The sequence below is a fragment of the Pedobacter montanisoli genome (assembly GCF_022809115.1).
In the GTDB taxonomy this organism is placed as follows: domain Bacteria; phylum Bacteroidota; class Bacteroidia; order Sphingobacteriales; family Sphingobacteriaceae; genus Pedobacter; species Pedobacter montanisoli.
Genome location: NZ_JALGBH010000001.1, coordinates 433,921 through 451,865, shown reverse-complemented (window position 1 = coordinate 451,865; position 17,945 = coordinate 433,921). Strand labels below are relative to the sequence as shown.

Below are 17,945 nucleotides of genomic sequence, written 5' to 3'. Positions count from 1 at the left end.
TTTAACTAAATTATTATAAAAATGAACTTTCCATCAGAATTAAAGTACACTAAAGACCATGAATGGGTAAAAGTAACAGGTGAAGAAGCTGTTGTGGGTATTACAGATTTCGCTCAGCGTGAGTTGGGAGATATCGTTTATGTAGATATCAACACTATTGGTAGCGATGTAAGTAAAGACGAAGTTTTTGGAACAGTAGAAGCAGTAAAAACTGTATCAGACTTGTTCATGCCAATTACTTCATCAGTACTTGAATTTAACGGTGCATTAGAAAGCAATCCTGAGCTGGTTAATACAGACCCTTACGGAGAAGGCTGGATGGTAAAAGTTAAAATCAATGATCCTTCAGAGTTGGATACTTTGTTAAGCGCTGAAGAATATAAAGCTTTAGTAGGAGCATAATCATAAGATGAGTTTCAAAGCACTAAAAAGTTATCGTTGGGCGTTTGTTTGGGCGGTATTTATTTTAGTGCTTTGTAATATTGATTTGTCTGGAGAGGGAAACTCAGGGTTTTTCTTTGCCGGATTTGATAAGCTGGTACACCTGGGCTTCTTTTTCGTATTAACCATCTTACTGTTTTACGGAAAAATAAAATACCAGCACAATTACAGCTTTCGCTCTTTAACCATATTTAAGATCATTCTTATTTCTGTTATTATTGGCGGTGGAATTGAATTGCTGCAATGGAAGGTATTTACCTACCGTTCTGCAGAGTGGTGGGATTTTGCCTGTGATATGATTGGAACCTTTATGGGCGTGTTCAGTTATGTATTGCTCCATAAATCCAATTTCAATAACAAATAATAAAATTTAGTTAACGCTTAATTAAACCAAAAACACAAGGTTTAAAATGTAAGGTATAAAATTGCTCCTGCACATTAAACCAATCTCCTTTTAACTTATCATTCCCTTTGTTTTAATTAAAATCTTTGTTTTTTGGCATGGGCTTTGGTTTATAAGTTGCTGATTTTTAGAAAGATGTTGGTTGTATTTAAAATGTTACCTGATTTTTTAAATCATCAATCAAACTTTTCTCAGACTTGCAAGTCTGATTAGGTATAAAATTTATAAGAAATATTATAATTAATAAACATGAAGAATAAGTTTTTACAAACTTCAATGATTTTTATCCTTACGTTAACCACGTTTTTTGCTTATGCGCAAAACAAAGGTTCGGTAAGTGGTAAAGTTGTGAACGCGAAAGATAAGAGCCCTGTAGATTATGCCTCTGTGGCAGTAAAAAAAATAAGTGATTCAACTACGGTTGGAGGTACAAATAGTGGCTCTAATGGAAGTTTTACCATTTCTAACCTGGCTGCAGGTAAATACAGATTATATGTTGCCTTTATAGGCTTAAAAACAGCTACCAAAGATTTTGAAATCACTGCCTCAAAAACAAGTGTAAACGTTGGCGAAATTTCAATGGAAAATACCGGGGTAAACTTAAATACCGTAGAAGTAAAAGCAGAAATACCTCCTGTGGTAGTTAAAAAAGATACTTTAGAGATCAGCGCCTCTACGCTTAAAGTAAAAGAGAATGCGGTTGTAGAAGACCTGCTTAAAAAGGTGCCTGGCGTAGAAGTATCTAAAGATGGAACAGTAACTACACAAGGCGAAACCATTAAAAAAGTACGTGTAGATGGTAAAGATTTCATGGGTAACGACCCGCTTTTAGCTACAAGAAACTTAGCTGCCGATATGGTAGATAAAATTCAGATCATCGATGATATGTCTGAGCAGTCTAAATTCTCGGGTGTAGATGATGGTAATCGTGAAAAGATCATTAACATCGTTACTAAAAACGGCGTAAAAAATAAAGGATACGTAGGAAATAACAGTGTGGGATATGGAACCGATGACAGATATGATGTAAACCTGAGTATCAGCCGTTTTGATAAAGCACAGCAATTGACCTTAATAGGCCAGTTTAACAATGTGAACAAACAAAACTTTGGCGGCGGTGTTGGTGGCGGCGGAGGCGGCATGCGTGGTATGATGGGTGGCATGGGTGGTGGTGCCCAGCAACAAGGTATCACAACTACCAATGCAGCTGGTTTTAACTTTGCCGATACTTATGATGATGGTACCCAAATCAGTGGAAGTTATTTCTTTAACAAAACCCAGTTAGATCTAAACACCAACTCATTTACGCAAAATTTTATTGGTGGTAATACCACAACCAATAGAAATGAAACGGAAAGTTTAACCAAACGTTTAAATCACCGTTTAAACTTTATGGTTGATACCAAGATAGATTCAAGTACCTCTATCAGAGTGCAGCCTAGTTTATCTTATACAGATAATACCGCTCAAAGTTTACAGAACTATACCAGAACAACTTTAGCAGGTACCTCTGTTGGTAAGCAAATACAAAATAGCAATACAACAACGCCGTCATTTAGCAATAGTATCTTAATCAGAAAGAAATTTGTGCGTCGTGGCCGTACATTATCACTAAACATCAATACAAATATTAATGATAGTGATGCAGATAATTATGTAAATAATCCTGAAACCCTTACACCTGTAACCGGACCTATAGAACAGAAAGGTTTCAATCAGCTAAATGACAACTCAACTTCGTCGTTAAGCAATACGGCACGTTTGGTTTATACTGAACCTTTGTCTAAAACCCTGAGTCTGGAGTTTAATTATCAGAATGGTTACACACGTGACAATAAAAAGCGTTTTGTTTATGATTTTAATAATGCTACAGGGCAATACGATCTTAAAAACATAGATTATAGTAATGAATTCCAAAATACTACATTGACCAATGCTTTAGGCTTTAGCTTTAATGGCAATGAGAAAAAATACAACTGGAATGTAGGTTTAGCAGTACAAAGAACCAATCGTGAGAATGATAACTTAAGTACAGGAAGAGAATTTAAACAAAACTTCACTAACCTAACACCTTCTGCACAATTCAGATATAACTTTAGCAATAGTAAACGTTTGTTCATCCGTTACGATGGCCGTACAAACCAACCTAGCATAGATCAGATACAACCAATCAGAGATAATACCAATACACAAAGTTTCCCAGTAGGTAACCCTGATTTAAAGCCATCATTCGCTAACAACTTAAGAATTATGTACAATAACTTTGATTTTGCAAGTTACAGAACATTATTCTTGGGAGCATTTATTACACAAACCTTTAACGATTTTGGCAATAGCCAACGTGTAATTACAGACTTAAGCTCGCCAGATGCGGGTAAGATAGAAAACAAATATGTTAACGTTGATGGTAACTTTAACGGTAGTGTATTTGGAACTTTAGGTCTCCCAATTATTAAAGGTAATAAGTTGAACTTACAAATTAACGCCGGAGGTTCTTACGGACAAAACACCTCTTTTACAACAGATAAAAATGATATTACAACTAAAAATATCACTACAAGTTACAGCTTAAATAATGGGTATAAATTGGTATCTAACTTAGATAAGCTGGATTTAATTGCAGGTATTTCAGGTCGCATGGACCGTTCTACAGTTACTTCTGGTAACAATACCCGTTATTATACTTTAGCGCCAAACATTGATATCAGCTATGTATTTCCTGGTAACATTCGTCTGCAAACAGATGTTACTTACAATAAATTAACCGGTGGAGGAACAGCAAATAGTAATCCTGATTACACCTTATGGAATGCTTATATCAGCCGTCAGTTCTTTAAAAACAGAGGTACATTTAAATTTGCTGTTAACGATTTATTGGATCAGAATACAGGTGTTTTACGTAACGCATCTGCTAATTCAATTTCTGAGCAAAACTTTAATGTGTTAAAACGTTATTACATGCTATCATTTACTTATTCTTTAAGCAATATTGCAGGTACACAAGGAAGAGGACAGCAAGGTCAGGGTAACTTTAGAATGGGTGGGCCAGGCAGATTTTAATAATTTCATGTTTTAATTATAACAAGAAGCGGCTGCTATATTTAGTAGTCGCTTTTTTTGTACCCGTTCTGTCATTCATTAAACTCTTATTTGGATTTGATATAAATAAGAATTAACTTGCACCTGTTTTAAAAATGGCCTCTTTAGGTTTAAACACAGATTAAAAATATACACATATACACCATGAAACTTTCGCAATTAACACCCGGGCAAAAAGGTACTATTGTTTCATTTACAGATTTAGAAATGTCTGTGAAGTTAATGGAAATGGGATGTTTACCGGGCGAAGAAGTGGAAGTAGAAAGATATGCACCTCTTGGCGATCCAATGGCTATACGCATATCAGGGTACCAGCTTTGTTTACGTAAAAGTGAGGCAGCAGTAATCGTAATACAATAAAACTCTTAGGATTTGAAAGTTGCTTTAGTTGGAAACCCAAACACTGGAAAATCTACTCTTTTTAATCTTTTAACAGGATTAAATCAAAAAATAGGAAACTTTCCGGGTATTACAGTAGATAAAAAAACAGGCTACTGTAAATTAAGTAACCATGTAACAGCAGAAATTGTTGATTTACCAGGTACTTATAGCCTATACCCAAAAAGTAAGGACGAACGGATCGTCTTTCAGGTTTTAGCTGATAAAACCAACCCGAATTATCCTGATCTTATTATACTTGTTGCAGACTCTACTAATCTTAGAAGGAACTTACTTCTTTACTCACAGGTAGCAGATTTAGGCCTGCCTATGCTGCTAGTGCTCAACATGAGCGATATGGCAAAAAAAGCGGGTTTAAAAATAAATACCGATAAACTTGCCGAGCGTTTGGGCGTACGGGTTGTGGCAATATCTGCCAGAAAAGGCGAAGGATTAAGCACCCTTAAAGAAGCTATTGCTCAATACACCCCTATAGCTACGCAAAACAGAACTATAGATGTAGATATTTTTGCGCCGGAAGCAATTAAACAGATCAGGCAAAAACTCAATACAGATAACAGTTATTACGCCCTGCAGGTGTTGCATCAGCATGAACATTTAGACCATTTTTCGCTGCAGGAACAGGAAGAAATTGAGCATATAGAGCAAGCTAACGGTTTTAAAACGCACCAGTTGCAAACTGCCGAAACCGTAGCCCGTTACAGACATCTGAATACCATCTTAAATGAGGTAGTTTTAGATACAGGTGCAGAAAAGAAATTTCAGATAACCGATAAGCTGGATTCTATACTAACACATAAATTTTGGGGTTTCCTTATCTTTTTTGCGATTCTGTTTTTCATATTTAATGCCATATTCTCCTGGTCATCGGTACCTATGGATATGATAGAAGGCAGTTTTGCCTGGCTTACAGAATATGGCCATCAGCATCTTCCGCCTGGTGTACTTACCGATTTGTTAATGGATGGTGTTGTGGCCGGATTGGGAGGCATTGTAATATTCATCCCGCAGATCGCTATTTTATTTGGTTTGATCTCCATTTTAGAAGATACAGGCTACATGGCCCGTGTTACGTTTATGATGGATAAAATTATGCGTAAATTTGGGTTAAGCGGAAAATCTGTGGTGCCTATGATTGGGGGAATTGCCTGTGCGGTTCCTTCTATTATGAGTGCCCGTAATATTGAGAACTGGAAAGACAGGATTATTACCATAATGATTACGCCTTTGGTAAGCTGTTCGGCCCGTTTACCTGTATATACCTTACTGATTTCGTTGATTATTCCTAATGAGCGGATATGGGGCATTTTTAGCCTGCAGGCTTTGGCTTTAATGACCATGTATATTATCAGTATTATTACGGCAGTTTTAGCCGCATGGGTTTTTAAATTCATTATTAAGGCCAGAGAGAAATCCTATTTCATTATGGAGCTACCGGTTTACCGTATGCCAAGATGGAAGAATGTGTTTTATACCATGTTCGAAAAATCAAAAACTTTTGTTTTTGAAGCAGGTAAGGTGATCATAGCCATTTCAATTGTATTGTGGGTAATGTCTAGTTACGGGCCTTCTAAACGATACGAGGCCATAGATCATAAATACGAAGCCTTGGAAACGAAATTAGCAGATAGCACACAAGTAGCTTCTTTGGAGAGAGATAAAGCAGCAGAACGCTTAGAAAACTCCTATGCAGGTATTCTTGGGCAAACTATTGAGCCGGTTATTAAGCCTTTAGGCTACGATTGGAAAATAGGGATAGCCCTGATTACATCTTTTGCAGCCCGTGAAGCTTTTGTAGGTACAATGGCCACAATATATAGTGTAGATAGTGCCGATGAAAATGCTGCCGAGCTCAGGTTAAGAGATAAGATTGCTGCAGCCAAAAATCCGGCTACAGGTTTACCAACGTTTACTTTTGCAACCGGCCTTTCTTTGATGTTATTTTATGCCTTTGCCATGCAATGTATGAGTACAGTAGCTGTTGTTTACAGGGAAACCAAATCATGGAAATGGCCGTTGATACAACTTACTTACATGACGGCTATGGCATATGTGGCCGCATTAATTGCCTATCAGTTGTTAAAATAAGAGCTGTGTTTAAACAGTTTTAATCGTTGTTGGTGTAAAGTGCAACTTGTAAAGCGAAAAATCGTAATTTGCAGCACATGAACAGGAATTCTGATAAAGCAGTTATTTTGGCTCAATACATGCCGCAAGAGGCAGCTCCTGTTATTTCCCGTTGGATAGATTATTTTCAGTGCGAATTCAAAATCTCTAAGAAACGAAATACAAAACTGGGAGATTATAGGCACCCATACCGAGGTGAAGGTCATAAAATATCTGTTAACAACGACCTAAACCCTTATGCTTTTTTGGTCACAACCGTTCATGAGTTTGCACACTTGCTTACGTGGAACGAGTATAAAAATAAGGTAAAGCCTCATGGCAGCGAATGGAAAAACAATTTTAAGAAAATGATGAATCCTTTTTTTGAGATGAATGTTTTTCCACCTGATGTGTATCAAAGTATAACCCGCTATTTAAATAATCCTGCAGCCTCAAGTTGTACAGACTTAATACTGGCAAGATCACTCAAGAAATATGACCAGAAAGCAGATAGAGTTCATGTAGAGCAAATCCCCTTAAAGGCTGTATTTATGTTAGAAGACGGACGCCGGTTTGAAAAAGGAGAACGTGTACGTAAACGTTACCGTTGCGTTTGTTTGGATAACCATAAAATCTATTTATTTAATCCGCTTGCAGAAGTTATGCTAATTTCAGAACATATAGATGCTGAAACAACCTGTCCCGAAGTCAATTCGGGAAGTTCGGTATAACGGATTGATTTTGCGGCTTTTTAACTTTTCCTTTCTGCAAATTTTGATACATTCTTCTCTCTTAATATTTTAATAGTTTTTCAACAGTGTCATTTAGCTTGCTTTTGGCCAAGAAACTATCTTCCAAAACCTTGCTCATAGGTATGGCAGTATCTAAACTTGCACAGCGCATGATTGGAGCATCAAGATCTTCAAAGCAATGTTCAGCTATCCATGCCGAAAGTTCTGCACCAAAGCCATTGGTAAGTGTATCTTCATGTAAGATCAGTACCCTGCCTGTTGTTTTTACTGCTTCGGCAACAGTTTCCTTGTCCCAAGGCTGTAGGCTTACCAAATCAACTAAAGTAGCTGATATTTCAGGATTTTTTTGTAGATAATCTAAAGCCCAGTGTACACCTAAACCATAGGTAATGATACTTAACTGTGTGCCTTCTTTTAAAACATGAGCTTTACCTATAGGTGTATGGTAATAACCTTCAGGCACTGGTCCGGTTAAACTGCGGTAAAGGTATTTATGTTCAAAATAGATAACTGGATTAGGGTCGTCTATAGCTGCGATCAACAAACCTTTTGCATCTTGGGGAAAAGCAGGATAAACGACTTTTAAGCCAGGAGTTTTGGTAAACCACGCTTCGTTGCTCTGAGAGTGAAAAGGTCCTGCGCCGGTCCCTGCACCCGTAGGCATACGAACCACTACATCGGCCTTTTCGCCCCAGCGGTAATGTGTTTTCGCTAAGTTATTTACAATCTGATTAAAGCCACAACTTACAAAATCTGCAAATTGCATTTCTACCACAGCTTTATACCCATTTATAGATAAACCTAAACCGGTTCCTACAATAGCAGATTCACAGATTGGTGTATTGCGAACCCTGCCTTTGCCAAATTGGTTTACAAAGCCATCGGTAATCTTAAAAGCTCCACCGTATTCTGCAATATCCTGCCCCATCAATACCAGATTATTGTGCTTTAACATGGCTTCGTTCAAGCCATCTGTAATAGCATCTAAATATCTTTTTTCGGTTTGTTCCGTACTTGGAGCAATTAAAACAGTAGGGTCTGGAGCAAACATATCCTGTATTTCAGCATTGTCGTCTGCCTGAGGTTCAGTTTCATTAAAGGCAATTTCTACATCATGGGCTATACCTTTGGTCATTTCTTCCCTAATCTGTTTAACTTCTTCTTCAGTTAAAACACCTTCTTTTAAAAGATAATCCTCATAATTCTTTACGGGATCTTTTTTGCTCCACTCTTCAAACAGTTGTTGAGGCACATATTTGGTTCCCGAGGCTTCTTCATGTCCACGCATTCTGAAGGTTAAGCATTCTACCAACACCGGACGTGGGTTTTCCCGCATATCTTCGGCCAGGTTGCTGATGGTGGCAAAAACTTCTAAAATGTTATTGCCATCAATCTGTACGCCCTGTATGCCATAGCCTTTAGCCCTGTCAACAAGATCTTTACAGTTAAACTGTTCGTTAATAGGAGTAGAGAGACCATAGCCATTATTTTCGATGAGGAAAATAACGGGCAGGTTCCATACAGAGGCCACATTAATGGCTTCATGAAAATCGCCTTCACTTGTTGCGCCTTCGCCTGTAAATACCAATGTGGCTTTATTGCGATTTTCTAAAATATCTGCTAAGGCAATACCATCAGCTAGTGCCATTTGAGGCCCTAAATGAGAAATCATGCCAATAATTTTATATTCCTGTGTGCCAAAATGGAAAGAGCGGTCACGGCCTTTGGTAAAACCACTTAACTTACCTTGCCATTGTGCCATTAAACGGGTAAGCGGCATGTCTCGGGTGGTAAAAACACCCAAATTGCGGTGCATAGGTAAGATGTACTCATCGGTCTGCATGGCCAATGTACTTCCTACAGCTATGGCTTCCTGCCCTATCCCTGAGAACCATTTACCTATACGGCCCTGACGCAAAAGGATAAGCATTTTTTCTTCAATTAATCGTGGATAGAGTAAGCGTTTATATATGCTTTTTAACTGATGATCATCTTTGCCTTTTTTATCAAATTGCATGGTATAAGTTTAGGATAGGTTCGCGATTATATGGATAGGTTGTCGTTGTTGTTTTTTTGATATTCTTCCCATTGTTTAGAGAAGGATTTATCTGCTACTTCGGGCATATTGCGGTATTTGCCCCAGCTTTTTTTGAAAAATGTTTTTAACAGGAAATTTTTGGCCTTACCTCCAAAAAAGTCCATTAAGCTGCGTTTTAACATGGCTCGTTTCCATAAATTCCAGCCGATTTTTTCGGTTGATGAATTGATGTTCTGAGTAGCAGCATCTCTGCGATTAAGCAATAACATTTTATGGATGTCTATTTTTACAGGGCAAACCTCGGTACATTTTCCGCATAAACTGGATGCGTAACTTAAATGCTTAAAATCGTTCATCCCTTTAAAATGCGGGGTAATAATAGATCCGATGGGTCCGCTGTAGGTCGTATTGTAAGAATGGCCGCCAATGTTCTTATAAACAGGACAAGCATTTAAACAGGCGCCGCAACGTATGCAGTACAAGGCCTGACGTTGTTCTTTTTGGGCAAGCAGGTTTGTACGTCCGTTATCTAACAGAATAACATACATTTCTTCGGGGCCGTCTGTTTCATTTTCCTGACGTGGTCCACTCAGAATAGTATTGTAAACGGTAAGATTTTGTCCTGTACCATGACTGGCCAACAACGGCCAGAAAAGGTCTAGATCAGCAAGAGAAGGAACAACCTTTTCTATGCCCACTATAGCAATATGTACTTTAGGAAAAGTGGTGGTAAGACGGGCATTGCCTTCATTTTCTGTAAGGGCAATACTACCCGTATCGGCTATTAAGAAATTACCTCCGGTAATGCCTATATCGGCTGTAAGGTATTTCTCACGAAGAAGCTCACGGGCCTTTTGGGTTAATTGTTCGGGTGTAGCCTCAATAGGGGTGCCGAATTTTTTGTGGAAAAGCTTGGCAATATCCTCTTTGCTAAGGTGCATGGCAGGCGTAACAATATGATAAGGGGGCTGCCCCAACAATTGTACAATATATTCACCCAGATCACTTTCAAGAGATTCAACACCATGTTCAGCTAAGAAATCGTTCAGATGCAACTCTTCAGTTGTCATCGACTTTGATTTGATCACACTTTTACCATTATGCTTTTGTATGATCGATAGAATTTCTTTTTGCGCTTCTTTAGTGTCGTTGGCCCAAATTACTTTCCCCCCTTTTTTTTGAAAATTTGCTTCAAACTCAGGTAAGAACTTATCTAGGTTCTCCATTATCCGCCATTTGGTTACATGCGCCTTACGTTTTGAAGCCTCTAAATTCTCAAACTTAGATAAACCACGGGCAACAGCAGTATTGTACTTGCCAATATTGAAGTTTATCGTATTTCTGTGTTGAGTATCAAAAGCTTTCTCGTCTGCTTTCGCCAAAAAATCCTCTGCAAAGTTCATAAGCATTCAAATATAAATAAATCGAAAACGCTTAAGAAATTAAATACGGATATTTGTTTACTAAGGCTATGTACAGGATTTTCATAGCCTTAATTTGTATGCTTAGTTGGCTACGCTTCTAACTTTTGGCTTTTAATAATGTTTCTAATTCGTTTAAGGTCATTGTGAAACCTTCTTTGAAGCCCATTTCAATCATCTTCTCCATACGCTCAAGAGAATCATTGTATATGGTTATGCTTACCTTGGTTATTCCATTTTGTTCGCTGAAATTCAAATCCCAATTAGAACCAGGTAAATTAGGGTTTTCATTTTCGTCAGCAAAAACACTTAAGAATTTAAAATTGGTTTTTGGACTGATAGAAGTGTAATCTTGTATTTGCCAGCTTTTTTGCGCTCCGTCCGGACTTACCATGGCATAAAATCTTCGTCCGCCAACTTTAAAGTCCATTGTTTTGGTTTCGGATGTCCAAGGTTTGGGTGCCCACCATTGGTCAAGGATTTCTTGTTTTGTAAATGCATCCCAAACAAGTGGAAGCTCTGCATTAAATTCTCTAATTATAGATACGGTTTTGGCTGCTTTGTCAACCGTAAAATCAAATTGTAGATTTTTCATTTTTTTTAATTGTTGATAGTAAATTATCTAATTGATTAAATCGGGTTTCCCAGATTTTTCGGAATTGTTCAATCCACAGGTCTATCTCTTTCATCTTTTCAATTTCAAGTGAGTAATAGATCTCCCTTCCTTTTTGTTCTTGTTTTACAAGTTCACATTCAGTTAAAATGCGTAAATGTTTTGAAACGGCCTGTCGTGTTGTATTGAAATTTTCGGCAATGGCATTTGGTGTCATTGCTTGTAATGCAATTAATACTATAATGGCTCGTCTTGTTGGATCTGCAACTGCTTGAAAAATATCTCGTCTCATTTTAAATTCTAATTGTGCAACTAATCGGTTGCTAATATATATGCAACTTTTCGGTTTCGCAAATATTTTCTCAATTTTTTTTAAAAAATCAGATTCCTTAAAACTTTAAAACAAAAAATCCCGGCAGGTATAAACCTTCGGGATTTTTATATTTGGTTAAAAAGATCTTAATTAATTTCTTCCTCTCGGTGGAGTTTCATCTTTTTTGTCAACAACAGGCCTGTTAGGCATGTTTGCCAGTTCCCAGGCAGTGTAATAAATTAACTGGGCACGTTTTGCCAAAAGGCTGAAATTGATTTTGCTAACCTCATCGCCAGGTTGGTGGTAATCCTGCTCTAACATACCGTCATAATAGAAAATTACAGGAATACCAAGTTTAGCAAAATTGTAGTGATCTGAACGGTAATAGATTTGCTGAGGATCTTTAGGGTCATCAAATTTATAGTCTAATTTTAATTTGGTATAAGTGTCGTTAACTTTTTCACTTAATTTACCTAAATCAGTACTTAATTTGTATGAACCGATAGAATATACATAGTTAGCGCTGTCTGGCTTACCTAAATATTCTTCGCCAATACGACCTATCATATCTGTATTTAAGTTTGCAATGGTATTTTCTACTGCAAAAACAGGGTTTTCAGAATACCACTCAGAACCTAGAAGACCTTTTTCCTCGCCACAAACGGTCATGAACAAGATGCTTCTCTTAGGACCGTTACCTGCTTTTTTAGCTTTAGAGAAAGCCTCTGCAAGCAACAGAACACCTGTGGTACCCGAACCATCATCATCTGCACCGTTGTTAACTTTATCTTTGGCATTAGGATCTTTAACTAAACCAATGTGATCGTAGTGACCTGTAACTACTAAAACTTCATTTTTTAATTTAGGGTCTGAACCTTCAAGGAAACCTAATACGTTTTCAGCACGTACTTCGTTTTCTTTCTTCTCTGCTTTAATTGTGATATTAGCTTTTACTACTTGACTTGCAGGTTTTACTGTTTCAGTGATTTTTTTCACTAAAGCATCGATGTTTGTTCCGCTAGATTTTAAAATCTCATCAGCAGTAGATTTAGAGATGGTAACAGAAGCATAAGCAGGGGATTTTTGAATAGCGGCTGCTGTAGCTTCATTTTTTAACATTAATCTTCCATTTGCTCCAGCCTCTTTCATCCATAATGGGGTTTTGTCAAAGTTAAGATCAATGATTAAAAGCGCTTTTGGTTTTCTTTTAGCAATTTCTCCCAATGCTTTTTGTCTAGCCATCATAGCCGCTCTCATAGCTGCTCTATCATTGCTTTGTGCAGTAGCCGCTTGCGGATTGGTAGGATCTCCAGCAGAGAAGATCATTACCACTTTATCTTCAAGGTTTAAGCCGTTTAATTCATCAAAGCCTTCTTTTGAAATTCCGTAGCCAGCAAATACCACCTCGTTTGCAGAGATATTTAAGCCACTTACAGGCACTGTACCGTTTGGAACATTAAAATCTTTGTAAGCTTGTAAAGCTTTTCCGTTAATGCTAAAACCACTGCTTGTTAAATCATAACTTACCAAGCCTACTTTTTGGAAATAAGGGTCTTTGCTGTTTTTAACAGGGCCCACTAATCCGAAACTCTGGAATTGTTTTTTGATGTACTCGGCAGCCATCCAAGCACCTTTTTTGCCAGTTTCACGCCCTTCATATTCATCAGAGGCTAAGATAGACAAGTGCGAATAAGCCCTGTCTTTATTAACTGGCGCACTGAACTTCATTGCGTTCTTGTCTTGCTGCGCCATTGCACCAAAACTTAGCGCAAGCGCCAAGCTGGTATAAATAAACTTTTTGTTCATTATCAGTTTTAGGTTATTTGTGTAACAATTTCTCTTAACAAGAGATTTTATTTACTCTGTTTTCATGTCGGCCACCTTCAAAAGCAGTTGTAAGGAAAGTGGTTGTCATCTCTTTTGCCAGATAGGTTGATACAAACCTGGCCGGTATGCAGATAATATTAGCGTTATTGTGTTGTCTGGCTAAAGCGGCAATTTCATTCTCCCAGCAAATAGCGGCTCTTATGTGCTGGTGCTTGTTAGCTGTAATGGCTACACCATTAGCGCTTCCACAGATTAAAATTCCAAAATCAAATTCTTTATTTTCTACAGCACTTGCTACCGGGTGTGCAAAGTCAGGATAATCAACAGAAGCAGTTGAATGTGTACCAAAATCTTTCACTTCATAATCGGTAGCTAAGAATTCTTTTAGTACTTCTTTATATTCAAACCCTGCATGATCGGCGCCTATAGCAATTTTCAATTTGTTAGATGACATATCCAAATTTAATTAAGTTAACAGAATTATACCGTAATATTTTTGTTGTGCTAATGCTTTTAACTATGCTTTATAAACAGCTAATTGGTTTTTCTTACGATTGTTCTCTATTCGTGCCGAAATAATTATACTTAACTCATATAACAGGTATAAAGGTAAAGCCACAATCATCATGGTATAAGGGTCGGCTGTAGGTGTAATTACTGCAGCTATAATTAACACCAGTACAATTGCATATCTTCTATTGGTTCGCATAAATTTAGGTGTCATGATACCCAGTTTAGATAGAATGTATATAATAACAGGTAACTGAAAAATGATACCACTACCTAAAGTTAAGGTAAAAACAGTTGACAGGTATGAAGATATAGTAAAAGTATTCACAATGCTGTCATCTACCGTAAAATTGATCAGGAAGTTAACAGATAATGGACAGATGATGTAATATCCAAATAAGATACCGATAAAGAATAGGATGGATGCAAAGAATACGAAACCGCTTGCCGATCTTCTTTCAGTTTCATGAAGTGCTGGTTTGATAAAAAGCCAAAGTTCAAAAAGCAAGTATGGAACGCCTAAAATTAAACCTGCGGTTATACATGAATTCATTTGAAGCGTAAATTGGCCAGCCATTTCTGTGTTGATGATCTTTGCATCTATCTTGGTGATACAAAAATCCTGACCGATAGAAGGAAACATCTCAACCAACTTACACATCATTCTATAGGTCCAGAAATCAGGACTTTTAGGGGCCATGATGATACTGTGCCATAAAAAATCTGTAAAATAAAAAGCCAGGATCACAAAAAGCGTAACCACCGCAAGCGTTCTTAATAAGTGTTTTCTCAAAACATCCAAATGCTCAAAAAAAGACATCTCGGCCTCAAGGCTTTTACCTTTATTTTTTATCGATTCGATTAAATCTTTACTTTTCTCACTCATGGTTAATATTTGAAAACAAAAATACCATTCTGTTTTAAATAGAATGGTATTAAGACTTTTATTATTGCTAAAAGATTATTTTACTCTGAAAAATTGAAACTTTCCATGAATTTGGTGGTAAAGTTACCAGCCCTGAAGTTAGGATCTTTCATCAGTTTCAAGTGAAATGGTATGGTGGTTTTTATACCTTCAATTACAAATTCACTTAAGGCACGTTCCATAGTGCAGATGGCTTCTTCACGTGTTTGCGCCACAGTGATTAACTTGGCGATCATAGAATCGTAGTTTGGCGGAATTTGATAACCTGCATACACATGGGTATCTACGCGTACACCATGTCCTCCTGGCGAATGGAAATTGGTAATCTTTCCAGGAGAAGGGCGGAAGTTATTAAACGGATCTTCTGCGTTGATACGGCACTCAATAGCGTGCATATCAGGAGTATAATTTTTACCAGATATTGGAACGCCAGCGGCTACTTTGATTTGCTCTTTGATTAAATCGAAGTTGATTACCTCTTCAGTAACTGGATGCTCTACTTGAATGCGGGTATTCATTTCCATGAAATAGAAATTTCTATGCTTGTCAACAAGAAACTCTATGGTTCCAGCTCCTTCATAGTTAACCGCTAAAGCGCCTTTAATTGCGGCTTCGCCCATTTTCTGGCGTAACTCATCAGTCATGAACGGAGAAGGTGATTCTTCTACCAGCTTCTGATGTCTGCGCTGAATAGAACAATCTCTTTCTGATAAGTGGCATGCTTTACCATATTGATCACCGATAATCTGGATCTCAATGTGACGTGGATCTTCAATGTATTTTTCTAAATAAAGTCCGTCGTTTCCAAATGCTGCTCCAGATTCCTGACGTGCACTATCCCAGGCATTTTCAAATTCTTCATCTTTCCAAACTACACGCATTCCACGGCCACCACCACCAGCGGTTGCTTTTAGAATAACAGGGTAACCCATTTCATTGGCTAATCTGATACCTTCTTCAACACTTTGCAATAAACCTTCAGAACCAGGTATAGTTGGTACACCTGCTTTTTTCATGGTTTCTTTGGCAGAAGATTTATCTCCCATAGAGTTGATCTGCTCAGGAGAGGCCCCAATGAATTTTATTCCGTAATCACGGCATACTGAAGAAAATTTAGCATTTTCAGATAAAAAGCCGTAACCCGGGTGGATAGCATCAGCATTGGTCAGTTCGGCAGCTGATATGATATTTGGAATATTAAGATAAGAATCTTTGCTTGGAGGCGGGCCTATACAAACAGCTTCATCCGCAAAACGTACGTGCAGGCTGTCTCTGTCTGCTGTAGAATATACAGCCACAGTTTTAATGCCCATTTCTTTACAGGTACGTATTACACGTAAAGCAATTTCGCCCCTGTTGGCAATTAATATTTTTTTAAACATAGTCTCGTTCCTTTTCGTCGGCCTTTCTAAAAAGACCGTCGTCATGCTGAATTCATTCAGCATCTAAAATGATTATTTTAAAAGAGACCCTGAAACAAGTTCAGGGTAACGTTAATAATAATAGAAGCTTAAACAGGTTCAACTAAGAACAGCGGCTGATCGTATTCAACCGGCGAAGCATTGTCTACTAAAATTTTAACGATGCGTCCTGAAACTTCACTCTCAATCTCGTTGAAAAGTTTCATAGCTTCTATGATACAAAGCACCTTTCCTGTGCCTATTTCGTCACCAACGTTTACAAATGCTGGTTTTTCAGGGCTTGAAGAACGGTAGAATGTACCAATCATAGGAGATTTTACGGTAATATATTTAGAAGTATCTTCTGCAGCCGGAGCCTGAGGTGCGGCAGGTGCAGCAGCTTGTGGTGCCGGAGCAGCAGGTGCCGGAGCTACTGCTGGTTGTGCTACAACCGGAGTAGGAATTGCTGCATTTACATAAACCGGATTTTGATTGGTCTTTATAGTGATTTTGAAGTTTTCTTGTTCAATAGCGACTTCGTTTACACCCGAACGCGAAACAAATTTAATAAGTTCCTGAATTTGTTTAATATCCATTCTTTTGCTGTTATGTTAAAAAAAATTGGTGTATTGTTTGTTTAACTAAGTTAATGTTTTTTGTTTTATTTTGTTTACGAGGGCGTTATATTTAATGGTTTAACTATTGTAAGCCCATTTTAAATATACAGAACCCCAGGTAAAACCACCTCCAAATGCAGCAAGAATTAGATTGTCGCCTTTTTTAAGTTGTTTTTCCCATTCCCATAAACAAATAGGAATAGTTCCGTTTGTGGTATTTCCGTAACGCTCAATGTTAACCATTACTTTCTCAGAGCTTACACCCATACGGGTAGCTGTAGCATCAATTATACGCTTATTGGCCTGGTGAGGCACTAACCATGCAACATCATCAGCACCTAATTGGTTACGGTCCATAATCTCTGCTGCCACATCAGCCATGTTGGTTACCGCAAATTTAAATACAGTTTGTCCTTCCTGATGTGCAAAGTGTTCTTTGGCATCAACAGTTTCATGACTTGCTGGTTTTACAGATCCACCTGCTTTCATGCCTAAGTATTTACCTCCCGAGCCATCGGTTTTTAAAATGGCATCCTGAATCCCTAAACCTTCAGCATTTGGTTCTAAAAGAACACAACCGCACCCATCTCCAAAAATGATACAGGTGGTACGGTCTTCATAATTGATAATAGACGACATTTTATCGCCACCTACAACCAATACTTTTTTATGCTTACCGGATTCTATAAACTGAGATCCGGTTGTTAAGCCAAAAATAAAACCTGAACAAGCGGCTTGCAGATCATATCCCCAAGCATTGGTAGCGCCTATTTTATCGGCAAGAACATTAGCCGTAGCAGGAAAAGTAAAATCTGGAGTAGTCGTACAGAAAATGATCAGATCAAGATCTGTAGCTTCAATTCCTCTTTTCTTTAACAATCCGTTTACAGCCTCAACAGCCATATCAGATGTACCTAAACCTTCACCTTTTAATATTCTGCGTTCCTTAATACCTGTTCTGGTCGTAATCCACTCATCAGAAGTATCAACTATGGTTTCCAATTCCTTATTGGTTAAAACATAATCGGGCACATAGGCATTAACTGCGGTAATGGCAGCGTGAATTTTACTCATTTCTTTT

Annotated in this window: 16 protein-coding genes; 6 read left to right on the top strand and 10 right to left on the bottom strand. The window is 37.8% G+C overall.

Annotation, left to right across the window (positions count from 1 at the left end; genetic code table 11):
• Positions 1-21: 21 nt before the first annotated feature.
• The 6 genes from gcvH (at position 22) to MMF97_RS01925 (ending at position 7,179) form a co-directional block, all read left to right on the top strand.
• Positions 22-402, top strand: coding sequence for a glycine cleavage system protein GcvH (gene gcvH, locus MMF97_RS01950; protein ID WP_243358266.1), 381 nt, complete (start codon positions 22-24; stop codon positions 400-402).
• Positions 403-409: 7 nt separating this feature from the next.
• Positions 410-805, top strand: a complete 396-nt coding sequence (locus MMF97_RS01945; RefSeq protein ID WP_243358255.1) for a VanZ family protein — start codon at positions 410-412, stop codon at positions 803-805.
• A gap of 288 nt (positions 806-1,093) precedes the next feature.
• Entirely contained in the window at positions 1,094-3,904 is a 2,811-nt protein-coding gene (locus MMF97_RS01940) for an outer membrane beta-barrel family protein (protein WP_243358246.1), read from the top strand.
• A 183-nt stretch (positions 3,905-4,087) separates the two neighbouring features.
• Positions 4,088-4,303: a FeoA family protein gene (locus MMF97_RS01935; RefSeq protein ID WP_243358244.1), complete on the top strand. Its 216-nt coding sequence runs from the start codon at positions 4,088-4,090 to the stop codon at positions 4,301-4,303.
• A 12-nt stretch (positions 4,304-4,315) separates the two neighbouring features.
• The gene (gene feoB / locus MMF97_RS01930) at positions 4,316-6,430 is read left to right on the top strand and encodes a ferrous iron transport protein B (RefSeq protein ID WP_243358235.1); all 2,115 of its coding nucleotides are present in this window, start codon (positions 4,316-4,318) and stop codon (positions 6,428-6,430) included.
• Positions 6,431-6,507: 77 nt separating this feature from the next.
• Entirely contained in the window at positions 6,508-7,179 is a 672-nt protein-coding gene (locus MMF97_RS01925) for a SprT-like domain-containing protein (protein WP_243358234.1), read from the top strand.
• Positions 7,180-7,240: 61 nt separating this feature from the next.
• Here MMF97_RS01925 and MMF97_RS01920 read toward each other — a convergent pair whose 3' ends face one another.
• The 10 genes from MMF97_RS01920 to MMF97_RS01875 all read right to left on the bottom strand — a co-directional run bounded on the left by MMF97_RS01920 (position 7,241) and on the right by MMF97_RS01875 (position 17,938).
• Positions 7,241-9,217 carry an alpha-ketoacid dehydrogenase subunit alpha/beta gene (locus MMF97_RS01920; RefSeq protein WP_243358232.1) on the bottom strand — a complete coding sequence of 659 codons (1,977 nt, stop codon included), beginning with the start codon at positions 9,215-9,217 and terminating at the stop codon, positions 7,241-7,243.
• A 26-nt stretch (positions 9,218-9,243) separates the two neighbouring features.
• Entirely contained in the window at positions 9,244-10,641 is a 1,398-nt protein-coding gene (locus MMF97_RS01915; RefSeq protein ID WP_394801150.1) for a LutB/LldF family L-lactate oxidation iron-sulfur protein, read from the bottom strand.
• Between the two features lie 118 nt (positions 10,642-10,759).
• Positions 10,760-11,254, bottom strand: coding sequence for an SRPBCC family protein (locus MMF97_RS01910; protein ID WP_243358217.1), 495 nt, complete (start codon positions 11,252-11,254; stop codon positions 10,760-10,762).
• A complete protein-coding gene (locus MMF97_RS01905) occupies positions 11,235-11,564 on the bottom strand; it encodes an ArsR/SmtB family transcription factor (protein WP_243358215.1) in 330 nt (109 codons plus the stop codon). The genes MMF97_RS01910 and MMF97_RS01905 overlap by 20 nt, the downstream gene beginning before the upstream one ends.
• A gap of 171 nt (positions 11,565-11,735) precedes the next feature.
• Entirely contained in the window at positions 11,736-13,391 is a 1,656-nt protein-coding gene (locus tag MMF97_RS01900) for a M28 family peptidase (RefSeq protein ID WP_243358203.1), read from the bottom strand.
• A gap of 34 nt (positions 13,392-13,425) precedes the next feature.
• Positions 13,426-13,866, bottom strand: a complete 441-nt coding sequence (rpiB, locus tag MMF97_RS01895) for a ribose 5-phosphate isomerase B (protein ID WP_243358185.1) — start codon at positions 13,864-13,866, stop codon at positions 13,426-13,428.
• Positions 13,867-13,929: 63 nt separating this feature from the next.
• Positions 13,930-14,808 carry a twin-arginine translocase subunit TatC gene (gene tatC, locus MMF97_RS01890; RefSeq protein ID WP_243358183.1) on the bottom strand — a complete coding sequence of 293 codons (879 nt, stop codon included), beginning with the start codon at positions 14,806-14,808 and terminating at the stop codon, positions 13,930-13,932.
• Positions 14,809-14,888: 80 nt separating this feature from the next.
• Positions 14,889-16,229 (bottom strand): acetyl-CoA carboxylase biotin carboxylase subunit, encoded by a 1,341-nt coding sequence (accC, locus tag MMF97_RS01885; protein WP_243358180.1) that lies wholly within the window; start codon positions 16,227-16,229, stop codon positions 14,889-14,891.
• A 128-nt stretch (positions 16,230-16,357) separates the two neighbouring features.
• Positions 16,358-16,843: an acetyl-CoA carboxylase biotin carboxyl carrier protein gene (gene accB / locus MMF97_RS01880; protein ID WP_243358177.1), complete on the bottom strand. Its 486-nt coding sequence runs from the start codon at positions 16,841-16,843 to the stop codon at positions 16,358-16,360.
• 99 nt (positions 16,844-16,942) lie between these two features.
• The gene (locus MMF97_RS01875; RefSeq protein ID WP_243358174.1) at positions 16,943-17,938 is read right to left on the bottom strand and encodes a beta-ketoacyl-ACP synthase III; all 996 of its coding nucleotides are present in this window, start codon (positions 17,936-17,938) and stop codon (positions 16,943-16,945) included.
• Positions 17,939-17,945 lie beyond the last annotated feature (7 nt).